Source organism: Brevibacillus centrosporus, assembly GCF_046622605.1.
Taxonomy (GTDB): domain Bacteria; phylum Bacillota; class Bacilli; order Brevibacillales; family Brevibacillaceae; genus Brevibacillus; species Brevibacillus centrosporus.
The window spans coordinates 896,202-910,348 of sequence record NZ_CP176856.1; the positions used below are offsets into that span (position 1 = coordinate 896,202).

Below are 14,147 nucleotides of genomic sequence, written 5' to 3' on the forward strand. Positions count from 1 at the left end.
CCTACCCTCTGAAGACGGAAGGGAGCTTTGCTGTCATTCGCTGCAGACGGATGGCAAGCTTCATGGCAGTCCGCGCCATCGTCGTGGTATCGGCTGACAGTTCCCCGAGTTTAATGTAGCTGTTGCTGGCGTATTGTCCGTCCTCCCAATGGAGCGGAGCGACGAGACGCAGTCCCAGCAGCTGCCGGAAATGATTTTCCACGTCATCGCAAAAGCTTTTCTCCCAAATTCCCTTTTCGCGCAGCAGAGCCAGACGCTCAAGTGATGAGCTGCAGAAAATGCCGTTGAAAAGGGCGTAATGACGGATGCAGTTGACGATGGGGAGGTAAATGCCGTACTTCAAATTGATCGCGCCGCGGAATCGGCCATTGACCTCGGGCAGGATTCGTCCGAATAGCCCGAGTGGAACCCGATAGTGCAGGGTGTTGCTCACGAGACGGCTCATCAGAAAAGCGTTGTTTGTAAGCATCTGGCGGAAGCGATCGAGAACGGGCTGGAAAATAGCTGATTCGCCCCATAGTACGCGGGCGTCGCTCGCGAGGAGCAAATAACGTGCATTTTCCCAGATGGGGTGGGTGGCCCACGTTTCCAGTCGCTCGATCCATTGTTCTACGCTTCCACGCCATTTTTGTGACACGCAAGTCACGTTTCCCTGACATGGAGGATAGCCTGCTTCCTCCAGTCCTTGTACGATCGTCGCTCCCAACAGATGAAAATAGCTGTGCACTTTCTCTCTGCCGGCAGCATCCAGATGATCAGGGAGCTGGTAGACGAGCCCGTTGTCCTGATCGCTGATGAGTGCCTGCTCATAACGTCCCCCGCTGCCGAACGAAAGAAAGGCAAAAGGGACGGGAGGTGTCCCCACGCCCCGTTTTGCCAGTTCATTGACGGACAGCAGTATGCTCTGACGGATGATGTTGTCATGAATCAGATTGACGACGATGGTATACGGTGCCAGCTCGCCAGCCCGAGTCAAGACTCGCAAGGGAGCCGCGTCCAGCAATTCCTGACGAATCAGGGATAGCTCCTGAAACGACTCCGCCTTGCTGATTCTCTCCAATTGCTCAGGTGAGAGTGTGAGAGGCACTTGTTTTGGCGGTTGCAGTGGGGTGTACGCGTTCAGGTTGGAGAAGTTCGGGATAACCGTATCCCCCGTGTTCGCTAAGGTCAAGACCAACCACCTCTTCTTCTTCGGTTACGCGAAGACCGATTGTTGCTTTCAAAACAGACAGAATGATATAAGAGATAACGAATACGTAGGCAATCGCGCCAGCCAGACCGAGCGCCTGCACACCGAGCTGGTGGAAGCCGCCGCCGTAGAACAGACCAGCGCCGCCCACGCCGACTTTTTCTGCGAGCTCAGGTGTGGCGAACAGGCCTGTAGACAAAGTCCCCCAGATCCCGGCGACTCCGTGTACGGAGAAGGCGAAGATCGGGTCGTCAATGCCGATTCGGTCAAACCAGATGGATGTGTAGAATGTCAGAATACCCGACACGGCACCGATCAGGACAGCCGCCCAAGGATCGACAAACGCGCAAGAAGCGGTAATCGCAACGAGGGCAGCCAGTACGCCGTTCAGCATGCTTGGAATATCTGCTTTCCCCATGACAATCCAGGAAATTGCCAAAGCTGCGACTGCTCCTGCTGCGGTAGCGAGGTTGGTCGTCATGGCGATATAGCCGAAAAATCCGGACGTGCTGCCGAGCGTGGAGCCGGCATTGAAGCCGAACCAGCCGATCCACAGGAAAAGAACGCCGAGGACAGAATACACTTGGTTGTGACCAGGAATCAGATTGGAGCTGCCATCGCGGTTGTATTTACCGAGACGCGGCTTCAAAAGAATCGTAGCGACCAAAGCGACGATCGCGCCTTGCAAGTGGACGACTGTGGAACCGGCGAAATCTTGCATGCCGAGCTGAGCCAGCCAGCCGCCGCCCCATACCCAGTGACCGACTACAGGATAGATAAGGACAGTAAACAACACGCTGAAGATGAAGTAGATCGACAGCTTGGCACGCTCAGCGAAGCCGCCCCAGGCGATCGCGAGTGATACCGCGCAAAAAGCTAGCTGGAACAAGAAGAGAATCGAAATCGGAACGGTTGCTGCAGAAAAAGCAGAGAAAGAGTCCGTGGAGTTTCCATCAAAGAAGAATCCGGATAGGCCGAGAAATGAGTTGCCGTCTCCGAAGGTCAGGCCAAAGCCCAGGGCCCAAAATGCGATTGAGCAGATACCGAAAGTAAGGACAGTCTTGCCGGCGACATGACCAGCGTTTTTCATGCGAGTCGATCCAGCCTCTAAGAGTGCAAAGCCAACTTGCATGAGGATGACCAGAATCGCGGATACCATGACCCACGTGGCATCAATGGCAGAAGAGAGTTGCGCTAGAGTCGGTTCCATTCAATCCACTCCTTTTTGGTGTTAGGTTATCTAACACTTCGTTTATTTATGTCAGATTATATGACATGAAAAGTTGCAATGCAAATCTTTTTTTAAAAAATAATGAAAACACCAATCCTTTAGACTAAGCGCCGAAAGATTGGTGTTTTTTTGCGTTTTTATGCTTTTCTACATACAGGCCAACGACTGTGAGAACCGCTAAGAACAAGCCGCTGATCAAGAACAGCTGCTGTACGGGCAGCTTCCCAAGCCAGACAGCCCCTAAAATACTGGATAGCATGCCAAAGAAAGTAAAGAGCAGCATATTGATCGCGTAAACTTTTCCTACATTGGTTTCTGAGGCTTTGATCTGAATGGCAGTTACAGTAGGGATTCCGATGAGCGGTCCTCCTATGCCTGCCAGTGCAGCGCCGAGAAAGGCAATCCAATGCAGAGAGATGCCGCCTGTCAGCAGCAGGAATCCCCCTGCCTGCATCATCCAGCCCATAAGAATCACAAACAGATGACGGGTGTAGTAAGCACGCGACATATACAGGCTGCCAAGCAGATTGCCGACTCCGTAAAAGCCCATCAGCATGGCCAGCGTGCTCCCATCCCCCTGATTCATTCGCTCGGCGAGGAAAGGAAAGCCGACATTGTACGTGACGAGCCAGATGAGGTACCCGATATTCCCAAAGAGCAGGACCAGAAACAGCGGCTCGTTTTGCCGAAGCTCAGAAACACCTGTAGAAATGTCCTGCCTGTACTGCTGGATGGTCAGTTTGCTTGTGTGGTCCACCTGCCTGGAGCGAGGGGAATATTGGATGGCAAAAACGAAAAAGACCGAAACCAGGTAGCTTCCCGCATTGACGAAAAATAAGGTAGACAGCGGAACTGCCGATGCGAGCAAGCCAATCGTCATGGGTGCCAAAATCCGGATGGTACGGAACGTGGTGTCCAGAATTCCGTTGGCCCGACTCAGAGATTCGAGCGGGATGATGTTGGTCAGCGCCACGGTTCGTGCCGGCTGAAATACGCTTGAGAACACACCAAGCAAGAATTGAGCAGCTAAAAAGAATGCGAGGTTTTCTATGCCGTAAGCGGCCATCACACCGACGCCAATCACGACAGCTACGCGGGCGATGTCTGCTCCGACCATGAGCAGGCGAGGACTAAAACGATCCGCAAGCACGCCTCCGATCAAGTAAAACAGCAGCCCTGCAACCATTTCCGGGATGGCGAGGAGACTGAGGGCTGATCCCGATTTGGTCGCCTGCAGTAAATACCAGAGCAAAGCAAAGCTATAGCACTGGTCCCCGATATTGGCGGTCAGCTGTGCCAGCCAGAGCTTCAGGAACGAGCGATTCTTCCATAATGAAGCTTCCACTTGAAATCTCCTTTATCCGGTCAAATATTCGGAAAAATATTTTTTAATTAGCGTAGCAAGGCGATGAGGGAATGTAAAGGGATTCAAGCGAAAAGGGCCAGCCCCATAAAAAAGAAGCCGATGGGCGGCTTCTTTTTTCGCGCAGTAAGAATGGTATCCGATTGGGCAGCATAGCGAAACTTCGAACAAGACTTGTGCCCTTTGGATACGAAGGCTCCGCCAAAAGGTTTTTAGCGGGAGGTTGTTTGATTTTGCTGCTGATGCTGTGAAGAAGATCCCTGGTTGTTTTCTGTATGCGTATCATCGGCAACAGTACTGCTGGTCAATCCGGTTACCGCCAGTCCTTTTTGATTCAAGTTTTTTGCGCTTTTAAATTTGCCCATGTAGATCGCTCCTTTGTGATGGATCTCCCCTTTACCATGCCCGAAGAAACGTCATCCCTACTCATCCACTTCTTGCCCGGGATGTTGGAATGGAATCGATCAGGTATACTACAAGGACAAAGGCCAAGCGAGTAGGGGAGTGAGGGAATGGCTGGATGTGTGATCATTGTGGAAGGAAAGACGGACAAAGAGCGGCTGCTGAAGGTTTTGGCAGAGCCGGTAACGATTCTTTGTACATATGGCACCTACCATTCGGAACGGGGAGAGGAGCTCCTCCTGCAAGCACAGGACGCAGACGAGATCTACCTGTTTACCGATGAAGATTATAGTGGAAAAAAATTGCGTGCACATTTAATGGAAGATTTTCCGCGGGGCGTACACCTGCACACGCAAAAAATGTATGGAGAAGTGGCCAATACCCCTCTTTCGGTGCTGGCTGAAATTTTGGATCGCGCCGGGCTTGCAGTGAACACGGAGCACCTTGAACTCGATTGAGCGACAGGGGGATAAAACATCTTTTCATCGGCTATAACAATAGGTAGATGGATGAGGTGGAGGTGCAATCCGATTTGCATAGTGTGATGCGTTTCTTCAACCGTATGAATGCCCTCGTATGGTTAGCTGGTATCTTTGTTGCTCACGCCGCACTGTATATAGCCTTGGGAACAGCGACGTGGTTTACGACAGCTCTTCTGGCTACCTGTTTTTACGGGGCTGTGATTTTGGTCGGGAAGCTGATCGGGAATTATTACAAGGATAAGGAAGAAAGCAAATGAAAGCCGACTCGCTGCAGTCGGCTTTACCTATATGCCTGTTTACCAGCCCTGCCATTGCAGGAAGAGGATGAAAAGGCCAAGGATCCACACATAGATCGCAAAGCCTTTCATGGAGCCGGTGCTAATGAGCTTGAGCATCCAGCGAATGGCGAAATAGCCCGCAATCGCAGAAAACATCGTCCCGATGATCATCGGTATGAGCAGAGTAGTCTCGATTGGCGCTTTGGCGAGCTTGGCGGTTTGCAGGACGCATGCACCGAGAATCGCGGGCAACGAGAGCAAAAATGAAAAGCGTGCGGCGTCTGCTCGCTCGATCCCGCGCATGAGGGAACCGGCAATCGTCAAGCCCGAGCGGGAAATGGCAGGCAGGATGGCAGCTCCCTGCAGAGCGCCGATGATCAAAGCGTCTGTATAGTTGATCTGATCAAAGGTCCGGCGACCGCGGCGCAGCGACTCCACGCACCAGAGGATGGCACCGGTCGCGAGGAATTCCCATCCGATCGTTACCCCCGTTTGCGATATTTCTTCAAAATAGTCTTCAAAGGCAAGCCCGATGACCGCCGTAGGAATGGTCCCGACGACGAGCAGCCGCGTCAGCTTGCTGAACGGATTGATGAGGATGTAGTGAATCTGCGGCCAAAAGACAATCACGACAGCGATGAGTGTACCGAAGTGCAGCATCGTATCGAATAACAAGCCCGCCTCCTGCAAGCCAAACAGCTTGCGGAACAAGACGAGATGGCCTGTGCTGGAAATAGGTAAGAACTCCGTCAAGCCTTGAACAATGCCCAGAAAGATATGTTCGAGCAAAAGCAGCATGGCAATCCGTCACTCCTAACGTCTTGGAAATGGAAGAGGAGCATGTCTACACACTTTCATGTGTATGTTTGCATGTTAAAGACTTGCCTTTTTTGTTTGTCCTTGTCTTTGATTGGAAAAAAGTTGTGGTATTTTCACCTGCCAGACGGGTATAGTTAGTGTGCATAGTGGACGAGAGTGAGGAATGGAAGGAATGTACAAGGGACAAAAGCCAGTTCGGAAAAGTGTAGCGCCAAGTCGTTTGCAGGCAGGGACGATACTTCTCATGACAGTCGCTCGGAAAACGGACATCGGCTACTTTTTGAAGACGGGCGCAGATGAAGTGTTTTTGCATAAAAATGAGGCCCATGGACCTTTGGATATGGACGAAGAAGTCGAGGTCTTTTTGTACCACGACCATGAAAATCGGCTGGCAGCCACGATGGATCTGCCTTATGTAGGAATGGGAGAGTACGGCTGGCTGGAGGTAGTGGATCTCTCCTCCAAAATGGGCGTGTTTTTGGACAACGGAATCAATAAGCATCTCCTGGTGTTTATTGACGATTTGCCCAAGCTCAGAGATGAATGGCCGCGTCCGGGAGATCGCCTGCTGGTCGCTCTAAAGCAGGACAAGCAGGGCCGAATGCTGGCAAAGCCTGTAACGGAACAAGAGGTTTTGCAGATTTCTGTCCAAGCCGATGAGAGCATGAGAAACAAAAATGTGGAAGCTACCGTGTACAAGGTCATTGCAGCAGGAGCGTTTCTCTTGACCGAGGACGACCACATCATGTTCATTCACCGCGACGAGATGACGGAGCGGATGAGACTCGGTCAAACCGTTCGTTGCCGTGTCAGCTTCGTGCGCGAGGATGGCAGATTGAATGGATCGATGAGAGAGCGCAAGGAAGTCCAGTACGGAGAAGATGCCGAAAAGCTGCTACGTTATATGAACAACCGCGACGGTGCCATGCCGTACACGGACAAGTCCGATGCAGACATCATCCTGGAGAAATTCCAGATGAGCAAATCCAGCTTCAAGCGGGCGCTGGGCAAGCTGATGAAAGAGCGAAGAGTCGAGCAGGTCGATGGCTGGACGAAAGTGATCAAGCAAGAAGACTAGGCAAGGCAAATAAGAATCCCTCCTGTACGCTGTTCGTGTGGAACAAGCGTATGAGAGGGATTCTTTTTATGAAACAGCTTTAGGCAGTGGTTTGCAGTGGCTGCCTTTGTTTGCGAGATTTGTACAAAGAATAACCGAAGACGAGTCCGAGAAGGACAATACCGGCGATATCGGTCTCAATGCCAGGGATGACGGCAAGAATGCCGCCGGCGAAAGCCAGGATGCGCTCGAATGGATTGAGCTTTGCCATCCAGTATCCAATCAAGCCAGCACCTACCCCGACCATTCCGAGGGTGGAGGTAAACATGACCCAGATGGATTCAAAAAAGGTCGTATCAATCAAAAGCAAGGCGGGTGACACGACAAAGATATAAGGTGCCATAAAGGCTGCGACAGACAATCGTGTGGATTCTACTCCCGTTCGTATCGGCTTTGATTTGGCTATCCCCGCGGCAGCAAAGGCGGCGAGGGCAACCGGTGGTGTAATATCGGCTACGATCCCGAAGTAAAACGTAAACATATGGGCAGCGATCTCGGGTACCCCCATCTGTACCAAGGCAGGTGCAGCAATGGTGGAGGTAATAATGTAGTTCGCCGTAGTGGGCGTACCCATCCCGAGGATGAGGGATGCGATCATGGTGAAGAACAGCGTCAGGAAGAGCTGTCCACCTGCCAAATCGATCAGACCGTTTGCAAGCTTAAGGCCGATCCCGGTTAACGTGATGGTCCCTACGATAATGCCGGCGCAGGCCGTTGCGGCTACGACACCCAGCGCCATTCTTGCTCCGGACGCGAGTGCTTCCAAAATATCAGTAATGGACATGCGCGTTTCTTTGCGGAAAGCTCCCACGACGATGGTCGAGACGATACCGATAATGGCCGAACGTTCAGCAGAGAAGTTCATCATCAATGCAGTGATGATTATGACGATAGGCAGCAGCAGGTACATCTTCTTCAGTACTTCCTTTTTGTCCGGGAGTTCTTCTTTCGTCAGCCCCCGCAATCCGAGACGTTTGGCTTCAAAGTGTGTCATGATCCAGATTCCGACGAAAAACAGGATGGCTGGCAGTGCAGCAGACTTAGCAATCTCAAGATACGGAACCCCGATAAACTCCGCCATCAAAAAGGCAGCTGCTCCCATAACCGGAGGCATAATCTGTCCGCCGGTGGAGGATGAGGCTTCTACTGCAGCGGCAAATTCGGAGCGGTACCCGAGCCGTTTCATCATCGGAATGGTAAAGGCACCAGAGGTTACGACGTTGGCGACCGAACTTCCGCTGATGGTTCCTTGGAGCGCACTGGAGAAGACCGCTACTTTCGCAGGTCCACCTATGCGGCGTCCAGCGATGACGAGAGATAGATCGTTAAAGTATTCACCGACGCCCGTTTTCTCCAGAAATGCACCGAACAAGACGAACAGGAAGATAAAAGTGGAGGAAACTGCAAGAGGTGTGCCGAGAATACCCTCTAATGTGTAGTAGCTATGGCCGATGATACGCTCCACATCACTGCCGCGGTGTTCCAAGAAGCCAGGCATGTAGGGGCCAAAGTACGTATAGAGCAAGAAAATGGACGCAATGAGTGTGATCGGCACGCCTACGACACGGCGAGCTGCTTCCAGGACAAGCAGGATAGCAACCCCGCCGACGAGCATGTCCAGCGTCGTATAGTTTCCTGTGCGTGTAACAAGGCCTTCATAATCAAAGACCCAGTAGAGACAAACGATGACACCCAGCAAGGCGAGAATGAGGTTGGTGATGCCTACTTTGCTGCCCTTTCCCTTCTTGGTCCCGGAGTACAGCAGGTAGACGAGCCCCAGACCAAACGCCAAGTGGATTGGTCTGTGAATTTGCGGAGGAATCGTGAAAAAGAGTGTGCTCGACAGCTGATAAACGGAAAAGAGTACGAGAAGGATGAACGTGATCCATTTCATCGGCCCTGTAAATTGACGAACAGCTGATTCCTTATCGTATTGGGCAATCAGTTGATCCATTTCCTGCTGACTTAGGTTTGTTGACGTAGTTGTGCCCATCTAGTAGCCTCCTATCATACTAAATATGGATCGTGTTTCCGTTTGGATGGTAATAGCGGAGCCAGGCCTGTCAATGGTACCTAGGGGAATCTCCTCACCAGCAAAAAGCAAGGTATGGTTAGCCCTGACCTGACCGATAAACAGGTGGAGGGCGGGAAAGATGCGGTTCATGTGACGTATACGGAATACTCCATCCGAGATGACTAATTCTTCACCTGGGGACAACTCGTTTTCCATGCCGATGCCGTAGTCATGGAAGGACATTTCCGACAAAACGATCTGCCCGCTCTGGATGCGGTACTGCTCTTCGATTAAAGAGCGATGAATGGAATGAGTCCAACGAATGCCAAACGTAGTATCGGCTGTGATGCTGCGGCTCCACTTGAGCTCATGGGACAGCGTATCGCGAACGACCAAGGAAGGGATTACTGGGATGAAGCAAAAGAGAGCGACCGCTGCAAGCAGAAGCAGTAAGGAGAAAAGGCGGAACCCGGTCCGCCCTTTCTGGAGTGACATAAACATCGAGACCTATTTAACGCCTTTTTCATCAAAGAATTTTTTCGCTCCTGGATGCACAGGGAGGCTTACACCAGCCAGTACGCTATCCATCTTGATTTCTTTTGCTTTCGCATGTCCAAGCTTGTCAGTGTTTTCAAAGATAGCCTTTGTGATTTTGTAGACGAGATCCTCGCTCAGATCAGCGCGAACGACCAGCATCGATTTTACAGAAACAGTGGTAACCTCTTCTGGAACGGTTTGATAGGTGTTAGCCGGTACCGTTGTTTTTACATAGAACGGATATTTGGCAATAATCGCATCAATTTTATCAGCTTCAATCGGAATGATTTTTACACCTTTCGTCGCAGCAAGCTCCGTGATTGCAGCAGTTGGTGTACCTGCTGTTTGGAAGGCAGCATCCAGCTGGCCGTCTTGGATGGCTTTAGCGGAGTCCGCAAAGGAAAGGCGCTGCAGCTGTGTATCTTCAAATTTCAGACCATATGCTTCCAGGATTTGCTGCGCATTTACCTCGGTACCGCTTCCCGGTGCCCCAACAGATACGCGCTTTCCTTTCAGATCCGCTACGCTCTTGATGTTGCTGTCAGAGGAAACAACGATCTGAATGGTTTCATCATAAAGAGCACCTAAAGCCTTAAATGCTTCGATTTTTCCGTCTTTTTCAAACATGTTTGTACCTTTTGCTGCATATTCAGCGATATCGTTTTGGGTAAAGGCGATATCTGCTTTTTTGTCACGCAAAAGGCGAATGTTCTCAGCGGAAGCACCGGTAGCTTGCGCCGTTGCCGTTATACCCGCGTTTTTGGTGATGTGATCAGCCATTCCGCCGCCCAGCGGATAGTAAGTACCACCCGTACCACCTGTTGCGACGATCAATTGAGAAGGGTCGTTGCTGCCTGCAGCAGCGCCGCCTTGCCCGCCTGGAGCTGCGTTTCCTCCACCCCCACAGGCTGTCACCAGAGACATGGTCAGGAGCAGGGCCAGTGAGAGGAGACGACTTTGTTTTTTCATGGAAATTCCCCCTTATCTAAATGTCGAAGATAAAAAGAGAGTGCCAGAGGTGATCTGGACACTGTCACATGGAATTGTAAGGAGGAAGCTATAAAAAACTACGAAAATCTATAAAAGAATATAGTAAAATAATGGTCAGTGTATTTGGAAAAATTTCCTCGTTCTGGGATGGAGGGATCATGAGGTCATCGATGAGAGAAAACCTCTATATACTAATTGTCATGCTTCTCACCGTACCCATTGCAGGTGAACTGAAATTTCATCCGTTTCAGGATGACTTTCGGATCAGCTTTGGTACAACAGCCTTTTTTTTCCTGCTGCTCTGGCTGCGGCCTTCGTTTCTTGCAGGCTTATTGACCGGTATGACTGTCGTTTTGTTTCGAGTCGGGCTTGACTGGATGTCCGTGGACGATTTTGATTTTGTAAGCTCCTTTTCCCTGCATATACCAGCTTTCTTCTTTTACGCCACATTTGCCGGACTATTTTCTCTTCTACGTGTGAATCTATTTCACCATTTGCCCCTCTGGGTAGGCTTGCTCGGTACGGTGGCTGAGATCGGAGCCAATCTGGTCGAGCTGTGTGTCCGCTTTCGCTCTATCGAACCTGTAGGGCATTGGTCGGTGATTGGACCCATCGTCGCGATCGCCCTCATTCGCAGCTTTTTCGTACTCAGTTTTTTTAACATCATTCAGCTCCGCCAAGCCACGTGGCTGGAGAAGCAGCAGCGAAACCGAAACGAGCGGATGCTGATGCTGGTCTCCAACTTGTATGAGGAATCCGTTCATTTAAAAAAGACGCTGTATCAGGTGGAGGAGATCACGAGGGACTGCTACGAGCTGTACCGGAGCATAAAGGAACAGGTGCCAAAGGAGTGGGCAGGTCGCTACTCCAAGCAAGCGCTGTCGATCGCAGGACAAGTCCATGAAGTGAAAAAGGACAACCAGCGCATTTACGCAGGGCTTTCCAAACTGATTTCAGACGAAAACGAACGTGACTACATGCCGTTGGGAGAATTAATTTCGATCATCGTTCGGGCGCAAGAAAAGTATGCGAGCCTTTTGGGCAAGACGATACGATTTGAATCCCATGTCATGATACCGTACCTGGCTTGCCATATTTACACGACGCTCTCACTGGTAAACAATCTGGTAGCCAATGCAGTGGAGGCGATCAAAGATAAAGGGAGCATATCAATCCAAGTCTCGTTGTCAGAATCGCGTGAATGGATACAATTTTCCGTTGCTGACAACGGACCCGGGATTCAGGTGAAGGATCCGACTCTGCTGTTCATGCCTGGCTTTACAACCAAATACGATGAGAGCGGTAAGCCGTCTACGGGGATCGGTCTATGCTATATAAAGGAAGTCATCGACAACCTAGAGGGCAGCATTGAAATAACGGAAAAGCGAGAACAGAAGGAAACTTATTTTACCATACGTTTGCCAATCGCCAGCATCGTCCAGAAAGGGTGAAAGTATGCGTTTTTTTATTACCGATGATGATCCGGCCGTTCGCTCGATGCTTGCTCAGCTTATTGAAGATGCTGACTTGGGAGAGGTGTGCGGGGAGGCGGAGGATGGCTCGCAGATTGACCGAGATTTTCTGGAGTGGAAACGAGTGGATATCCTCTTGATTGATTTGCTCATGCCAAACCGGGACGGGATTGAAACCATCCGCGATCTGAATGAGTATAGCGGCAAAATCGTCATGATCTCTCAAATCGAGTCTAAAAATATGATCGCGGAGGCGTATTCGCTAGGGATTGAGTACTACATTACGAAGCCGGTAAACCGGTTTGAAGTGATCAGTGTTCTGCGAAAGGTGCGGGAGAAAATCCTGCTACAGCGATCCATCGAAGGCATCCAGCGATCTTTAAACGTGCTGTCCGGACAGTCAGGTCACAGCCAACGGGGACAAACGGATACGGAGCGAAATCTGGTGGCATCGGCGCGTTTTTTGTTGACGGAATTAGGGATGATCAGTGAATCAGGAACGAAGGATTTGCTTGATATGGTTGAATATCTGAACAAGTGGGAAAAAGAGAAGGCAGGTGAAGAAAGCTTTCCTTCATTAAAGGGAATTTTTCTGCAGGTAGCGGCAAACAAGCTCGGGACAGAGGATTCATCCCTTGTCCAAAAAGAAATGAAGGCTGCCGAGCAGCGCGTCCGGCGTGCCATTTATCAGGCGCTGACCCATTTGGCCTCGCTCGGGCTAACGGATTACGCCCATCCCAAATTCGAATCGTATGCGACAATGTTCTTTGACTTTACAGAGGTGCGCAAGCGTATGCGGGAGCTGGAATCACAGAAAAGAACAGGACTATCCGCTACCAAGATTAACACAAAAAAGTTTATGGTCGTCTTGTACTTGGAGTCAAAGAGAAGGATTGGTTAAATGAAAATGCCTTTTTGGAGCAGGACAGCAAATGTGGTAAGATATCACTATTGTTGTATTGGGAGGGAAGCAAGTGAGCGAACTGCGTAATCCATGGCAGCTCCTATATCGTGTCTATCGCCATGTTCAACCTGTTCTGGAACGGGAGTTTGCGGCTTGGCGGAAACGAGCAGAGGCCATTCCCAATCCGGAGCTCAAGAAGCAGGCATTAGACAGTATGAATACAAAGAAATTTCACTGTCAGGGAGGATCGGTGTATGCGGCTCAGGTGGTGCCGTATGTAGAGACGATCGTTCCGTTGATTGTGGCCTATCAGACGATCAGCGACTACCTGGACAACCTGTGCGATCGCAGCACGTCGCTGGATCCTCAGGACTTTCGGCAATTGCATGTATCCATGCAGGACGCACTCACACCGGGAGCACCTCTGCGCGACTACTATTTGTATCGGGAAGACAAGGATGACGGCGGGTATTTGGCTTCTTTGGTTGAAACCTGTCAGAAACACGCGGGAAAGTTGCCTGCCTATGATAAAATACAAGAAAAGGTAGTGGAGTTTTCCAGCCTCTACAGCGATTTGCAGGTGTACAAGCACATCGCTCCGCATTTGCGGGAAGAGGAGCTGCTGAAGTGGTGGGACAAGTATAAGGAACGGTACGGAGAACTGCATTGGCAGGAGTTTGCAGCCGTGACTGGCTCTACGATCGGGATTTTTGCTCTGTTTTGCTTGGCGACGCAGAAAGCCGTGTCAGAGGAACAGATCCGTGAAGTGAGTGAAGCCTACTTTCCATGGATGTGTGGACTGCATATCTTGCTTGACTATTTGATTGACCTGGAAGAAGACAGACTGGGCGGAGATTTAAACTTTGTCAGCTATTATGACTCAGAACGGGACGCAACGGATCGGCTGCAATATTTCATCAAACAAGCAAAGGCAAGCGTTAGACGCTTGCCAAATCCTTCATTTCACCGTATGATCGTGGACGGGCTTATCGCATTTTACCTGGCGGATCGCAAGGTAAACCGGAGCCAGCCACATATTTACACCATTGCAAAACAGCTGTTAAAGCAGGCGAAAGGTTTGCCGTCGCTGCTGTTTTATGTGAATAGTTTGCTTGTGAGAAGGTAACGGAGAAGGGGTCAGCGCATGTGCTTGCGCTTGTACGAAAAGCCAAATCCCATCAATGAGAAGGCAACAACGATACAGCCAAGGATACCTAAGGGGCTTTTTTCCCCAATGGCAATGCCAACTCCGATGAGACAGGCGGTTACGCAAAATGCCAAAGCCAATGTTACCAATTGATAACGATTCATCGGACTGTAACCTCCTATCTGTCAATGTTCCCATTATA

Annotated in this window: 15 protein-coding genes; 6 read left to right on the forward strand and 9 right to left on the reverse strand. The window is 50.5% G+C overall.

Annotation, left to right across the window (positions count from 1 at the left end; genetic code table 11):
- Nucleotide 1: 1 nt before the first annotated feature.
- The 4 genes from ACLIN2_RS04740 to ACLIN2_RS04755 all read right to left on the reverse strand — a co-directional run bounded on the left by ACLIN2_RS04740 (nucleotide 2) and on the right by ACLIN2_RS04755 (nucleotide 4,148).
- Nucleotides 2-1,171, reverse strand: coding sequence for a DUF294 nucleotidyltransferase-like domain-containing protein (locus ACLIN2_RS04740; RefSeq protein ID WP_411503350.1), 1,170 nt, complete (start codon nucleotides 1,169-1,171; stop codon nucleotides 2-4).
- Complete coding sequence (locus ACLIN2_RS04745; protein ID WP_092267112.1) at nucleotides 1,065-2,399, reverse strand: ammonium transporter; 1,335 nt, start codon at nucleotides 2,397-2,399, stop codon at nucleotides 1,065-1,067. Before ACLIN2_RS04745 ends, ACLIN2_RS04740 begins: the two co-directional genes overlap by 107 nt.
- A 124-nt stretch (nucleotides 2,400-2,523) precedes the next feature.
- Complete coding sequence (locus ACLIN2_RS04750; protein ID WP_411503351.1) at nucleotides 2,524-3,765, reverse strand: MFS transporter; 1,242 nt, start codon at nucleotides 3,763-3,765, stop codon at nucleotides 2,524-2,526.
- A gap of 230 nt (nucleotides 3,766-3,995) precedes the next feature.
- A complete protein-coding gene (locus ACLIN2_RS04755; RefSeq protein WP_170184320.1) occupies nucleotides 3,996-4,148 on the reverse strand; it encodes a hypothetical protein in 153 nt (50 codons plus the stop codon).
- A gap of 147 nt (nucleotides 4,149-4,295) precedes the next feature.
- Here ACLIN2_RS04755 and ACLIN2_RS04760 point away from each other — a divergent pair, with 147 nt between their 5' ends.
- Together ACLIN2_RS04760 and ACLIN2_RS04765 are read left to right on the forward strand one after the other, a co-directional pair.
- Nucleotides 4,296-4,643 (forward strand): toprim domain-containing protein, encoded by a 348-nt coding sequence (locus tag ACLIN2_RS04760; RefSeq protein ID WP_310229664.1) that lies wholly within the window; start codon nucleotides 4,296-4,298, stop codon nucleotides 4,641-4,643.
- 56 nt (nucleotides 4,644-4,699) lie between these two features.
- Complete coding sequence (locus ACLIN2_RS04765) at nucleotides 4,700-4,924, forward strand: hypothetical protein (RefSeq protein WP_310229663.1); 225 nt, start codon at nucleotides 4,700-4,702, stop codon at nucleotides 4,922-4,924.
- 39 nt (nucleotides 4,925-4,963) lie between these two features.
- Here the strand turns inward: ACLIN2_RS04765 and ACLIN2_RS04770 are convergent, their stop codons facing one another.
- The gene (locus ACLIN2_RS04770; RefSeq protein ID WP_411503352.1) at nucleotides 4,964-5,743 is read right to left on the reverse strand and encodes an undecaprenyl-diphosphate phosphatase; all 780 of its coding nucleotides are present in this window, start codon (nucleotides 5,741-5,743) and stop codon (nucleotides 4,964-4,966) included.
- 193 nt (nucleotides 5,744-5,936) lie between these two features.
- Between ACLIN2_RS04770 and ACLIN2_RS04775 the strand changes: the two genes are divergently transcribed.
- The gene (locus ACLIN2_RS04775; RefSeq protein WP_411503353.1) at nucleotides 5,937-6,842 is read left to right on the forward strand and encodes a CvfB family protein; all 906 of its coding nucleotides are present in this window, start codon (nucleotides 5,937-5,939) and stop codon (nucleotides 6,840-6,842) included.
- Between the two features lie 79 nt (nucleotides 6,843-6,921).
- Here the strand turns inward: ACLIN2_RS04775 and ACLIN2_RS04780 are convergent, their stop codons facing one another.
- The 3 genes from ACLIN2_RS04780 to ACLIN2_RS04790 are packed head-to-tail and all read right to left on the reverse strand — an operon-like array spanning nucleotide 6,922 to nucleotide 10,401.
- Nucleotides 6,922-8,874 (reverse strand): TRAP transporter permease, encoded by a 1,953-nt coding sequence (locus ACLIN2_RS04780; RefSeq protein WP_310229661.1) that lies wholly within the window; start codon nucleotides 8,872-8,874, stop codon nucleotides 6,922-6,924.
- The gene (locus ACLIN2_RS04785) at nucleotides 8,875-9,390 is read right to left on the reverse strand and encodes a DUF1850 domain-containing protein (protein WP_411503354.1); all 516 of its coding nucleotides are present in this window, start codon (nucleotides 9,388-9,390) and stop codon (nucleotides 8,875-8,877) included.
- Nucleotides 9,391-9,402: 12 nt separating this feature from the next.
- Nucleotides 9,403-10,401 (reverse strand): TAXI family TRAP transporter solute-binding subunit, encoded by a 999-nt coding sequence (locus tag ACLIN2_RS04790; RefSeq protein WP_310229659.1) that lies wholly within the window; start codon nucleotides 10,399-10,401, stop codon nucleotides 9,403-9,405.
- Nucleotides 10,402-10,592: 191 nt separating this feature from the next.
- On the opposite strand from ACLIN2_RS04790, the gene ACLIN2_RS04795 reads away from it, so the two are divergent.
- The 3 genes from ACLIN2_RS04795 (at nucleotide 10,593) to ACLIN2_RS04805 (ending at nucleotide 13,924) form a co-directional block, all read left to right on the forward strand.
- Nucleotides 10,593-11,873, forward strand: coding sequence for an ATP-binding protein (locus ACLIN2_RS04795; protein WP_411503355.1), 1,281 nt, complete (start codon nucleotides 10,593-10,595; stop codon nucleotides 11,871-11,873).
- 4 nt (nucleotides 11,874-11,877) lie between these two features.
- Entirely contained in the window at nucleotides 11,878-12,795 is a 918-nt protein-coding gene (locus ACLIN2_RS04800; protein WP_092267104.1) for a response regulator, read from the forward strand.
- Nucleotides 12,796-12,868: 73 nt separating this feature from the next.
- On the forward strand, nucleotides 12,869-13,924 hold the full coding sequence (locus ACLIN2_RS04805) for a tetraprenyl-beta-curcumene synthase family protein (RefSeq protein ID WP_301172543.1): 1,056 nt from the start codon (nucleotides 12,869-12,871) through the stop codon (nucleotides 13,922-13,924).
- A gap of 11 nt (nucleotides 13,925-13,935) precedes the next feature.
- Here the strand turns inward: ACLIN2_RS04805 and ACLIN2_RS04810 are convergent, their stop codons facing one another.
- Nucleotides 13,936-14,109 (reverse strand): DUF5325 family protein, encoded by a 174-nt coding sequence (locus tag ACLIN2_RS04810; RefSeq protein ID WP_170184319.1) that lies wholly within the window; start codon nucleotides 14,107-14,109, stop codon nucleotides 13,936-13,938.
- Nucleotides 14,110-14,147 lie beyond the last annotated feature (38 nt).

Bases quoted from the DNA above. Each gene is read 5' to 3' on its own strand.
- ACLIN2_RS04810 (WP_170184319.1), bottom strand. From the start codon at position 14,109: ATGAATCGTTATCAATTGGTAACATTGGCTTTGGCATTTTGCGTAACC.
- ACLIN2_RS04745 (WP_092267112.1), bottom strand. From the start codon at position 2,399: ATGGAACCGACTCTAGCGCAACTCTCTTCTGCCATTGATGCCACGTGG.
- ACLIN2_RS04770 (WP_411503352.1), bottom strand. From the start codon at position 5,743: ATGCTGCTTTTGCTCGAACATATCTTTCTGGGCATTGTTCAAGGCTTG.
- ACLIN2_RS04785 (WP_411503354.1), bottom strand. From the start codon at position 9,390: ATGTCACTCCAGAAAGGGCGGACCGGGTTCCGCCTTTTCTCCTTACTG.
- ACLIN2_RS04780 (WP_310229661.1), bottom strand. From the start codon at position 8,874: ATGGGCACAACTACGTCAACAAACCTAAGTCAGCAGGAAATGGATCAA.
- ACLIN2_RS04775 (WP_411503353.1), top strand. From the start codon at position 5,937: ATGTACAAGGGACAAAAGCCAGTTCGGAAAAGTGTAGCGCCAAGTCGT.
- ACLIN2_RS04800 (WP_092267104.1), top strand. From the start codon at position 11,878: ATGCGTTTTTTTATTACCGATGATGATCCGGCCGTTCGCTCGATGCTT.
- ACLIN2_RS04795 (WP_411503355.1), top strand. From the start codon at position 10,593: ATGAGAGAAAACCTCTATATACTAATTGTCATGCTTCTCACCGTACCC.
- ACLIN2_RS04755 (WP_170184320.1), bottom strand. From the start codon at position 4,148: ATGGGCAAATTTAAAAGCGCAAAAAACTTGAATCAAAAAGGACTGGCG.
- ACLIN2_RS04760 (WP_310229664.1), top strand. From the start codon at position 4,296: ATGGCTGGATGTGTGATCATTGTGGAAGGAAAGACGGACAAAGAGCGG.
- ACLIN2_RS04790 (WP_310229659.1), bottom strand. From the start codon at position 10,401: ATGAAAAAACAAAGTCGTCTCCTCTCACTGGCCCTGCTCCTGACCATG.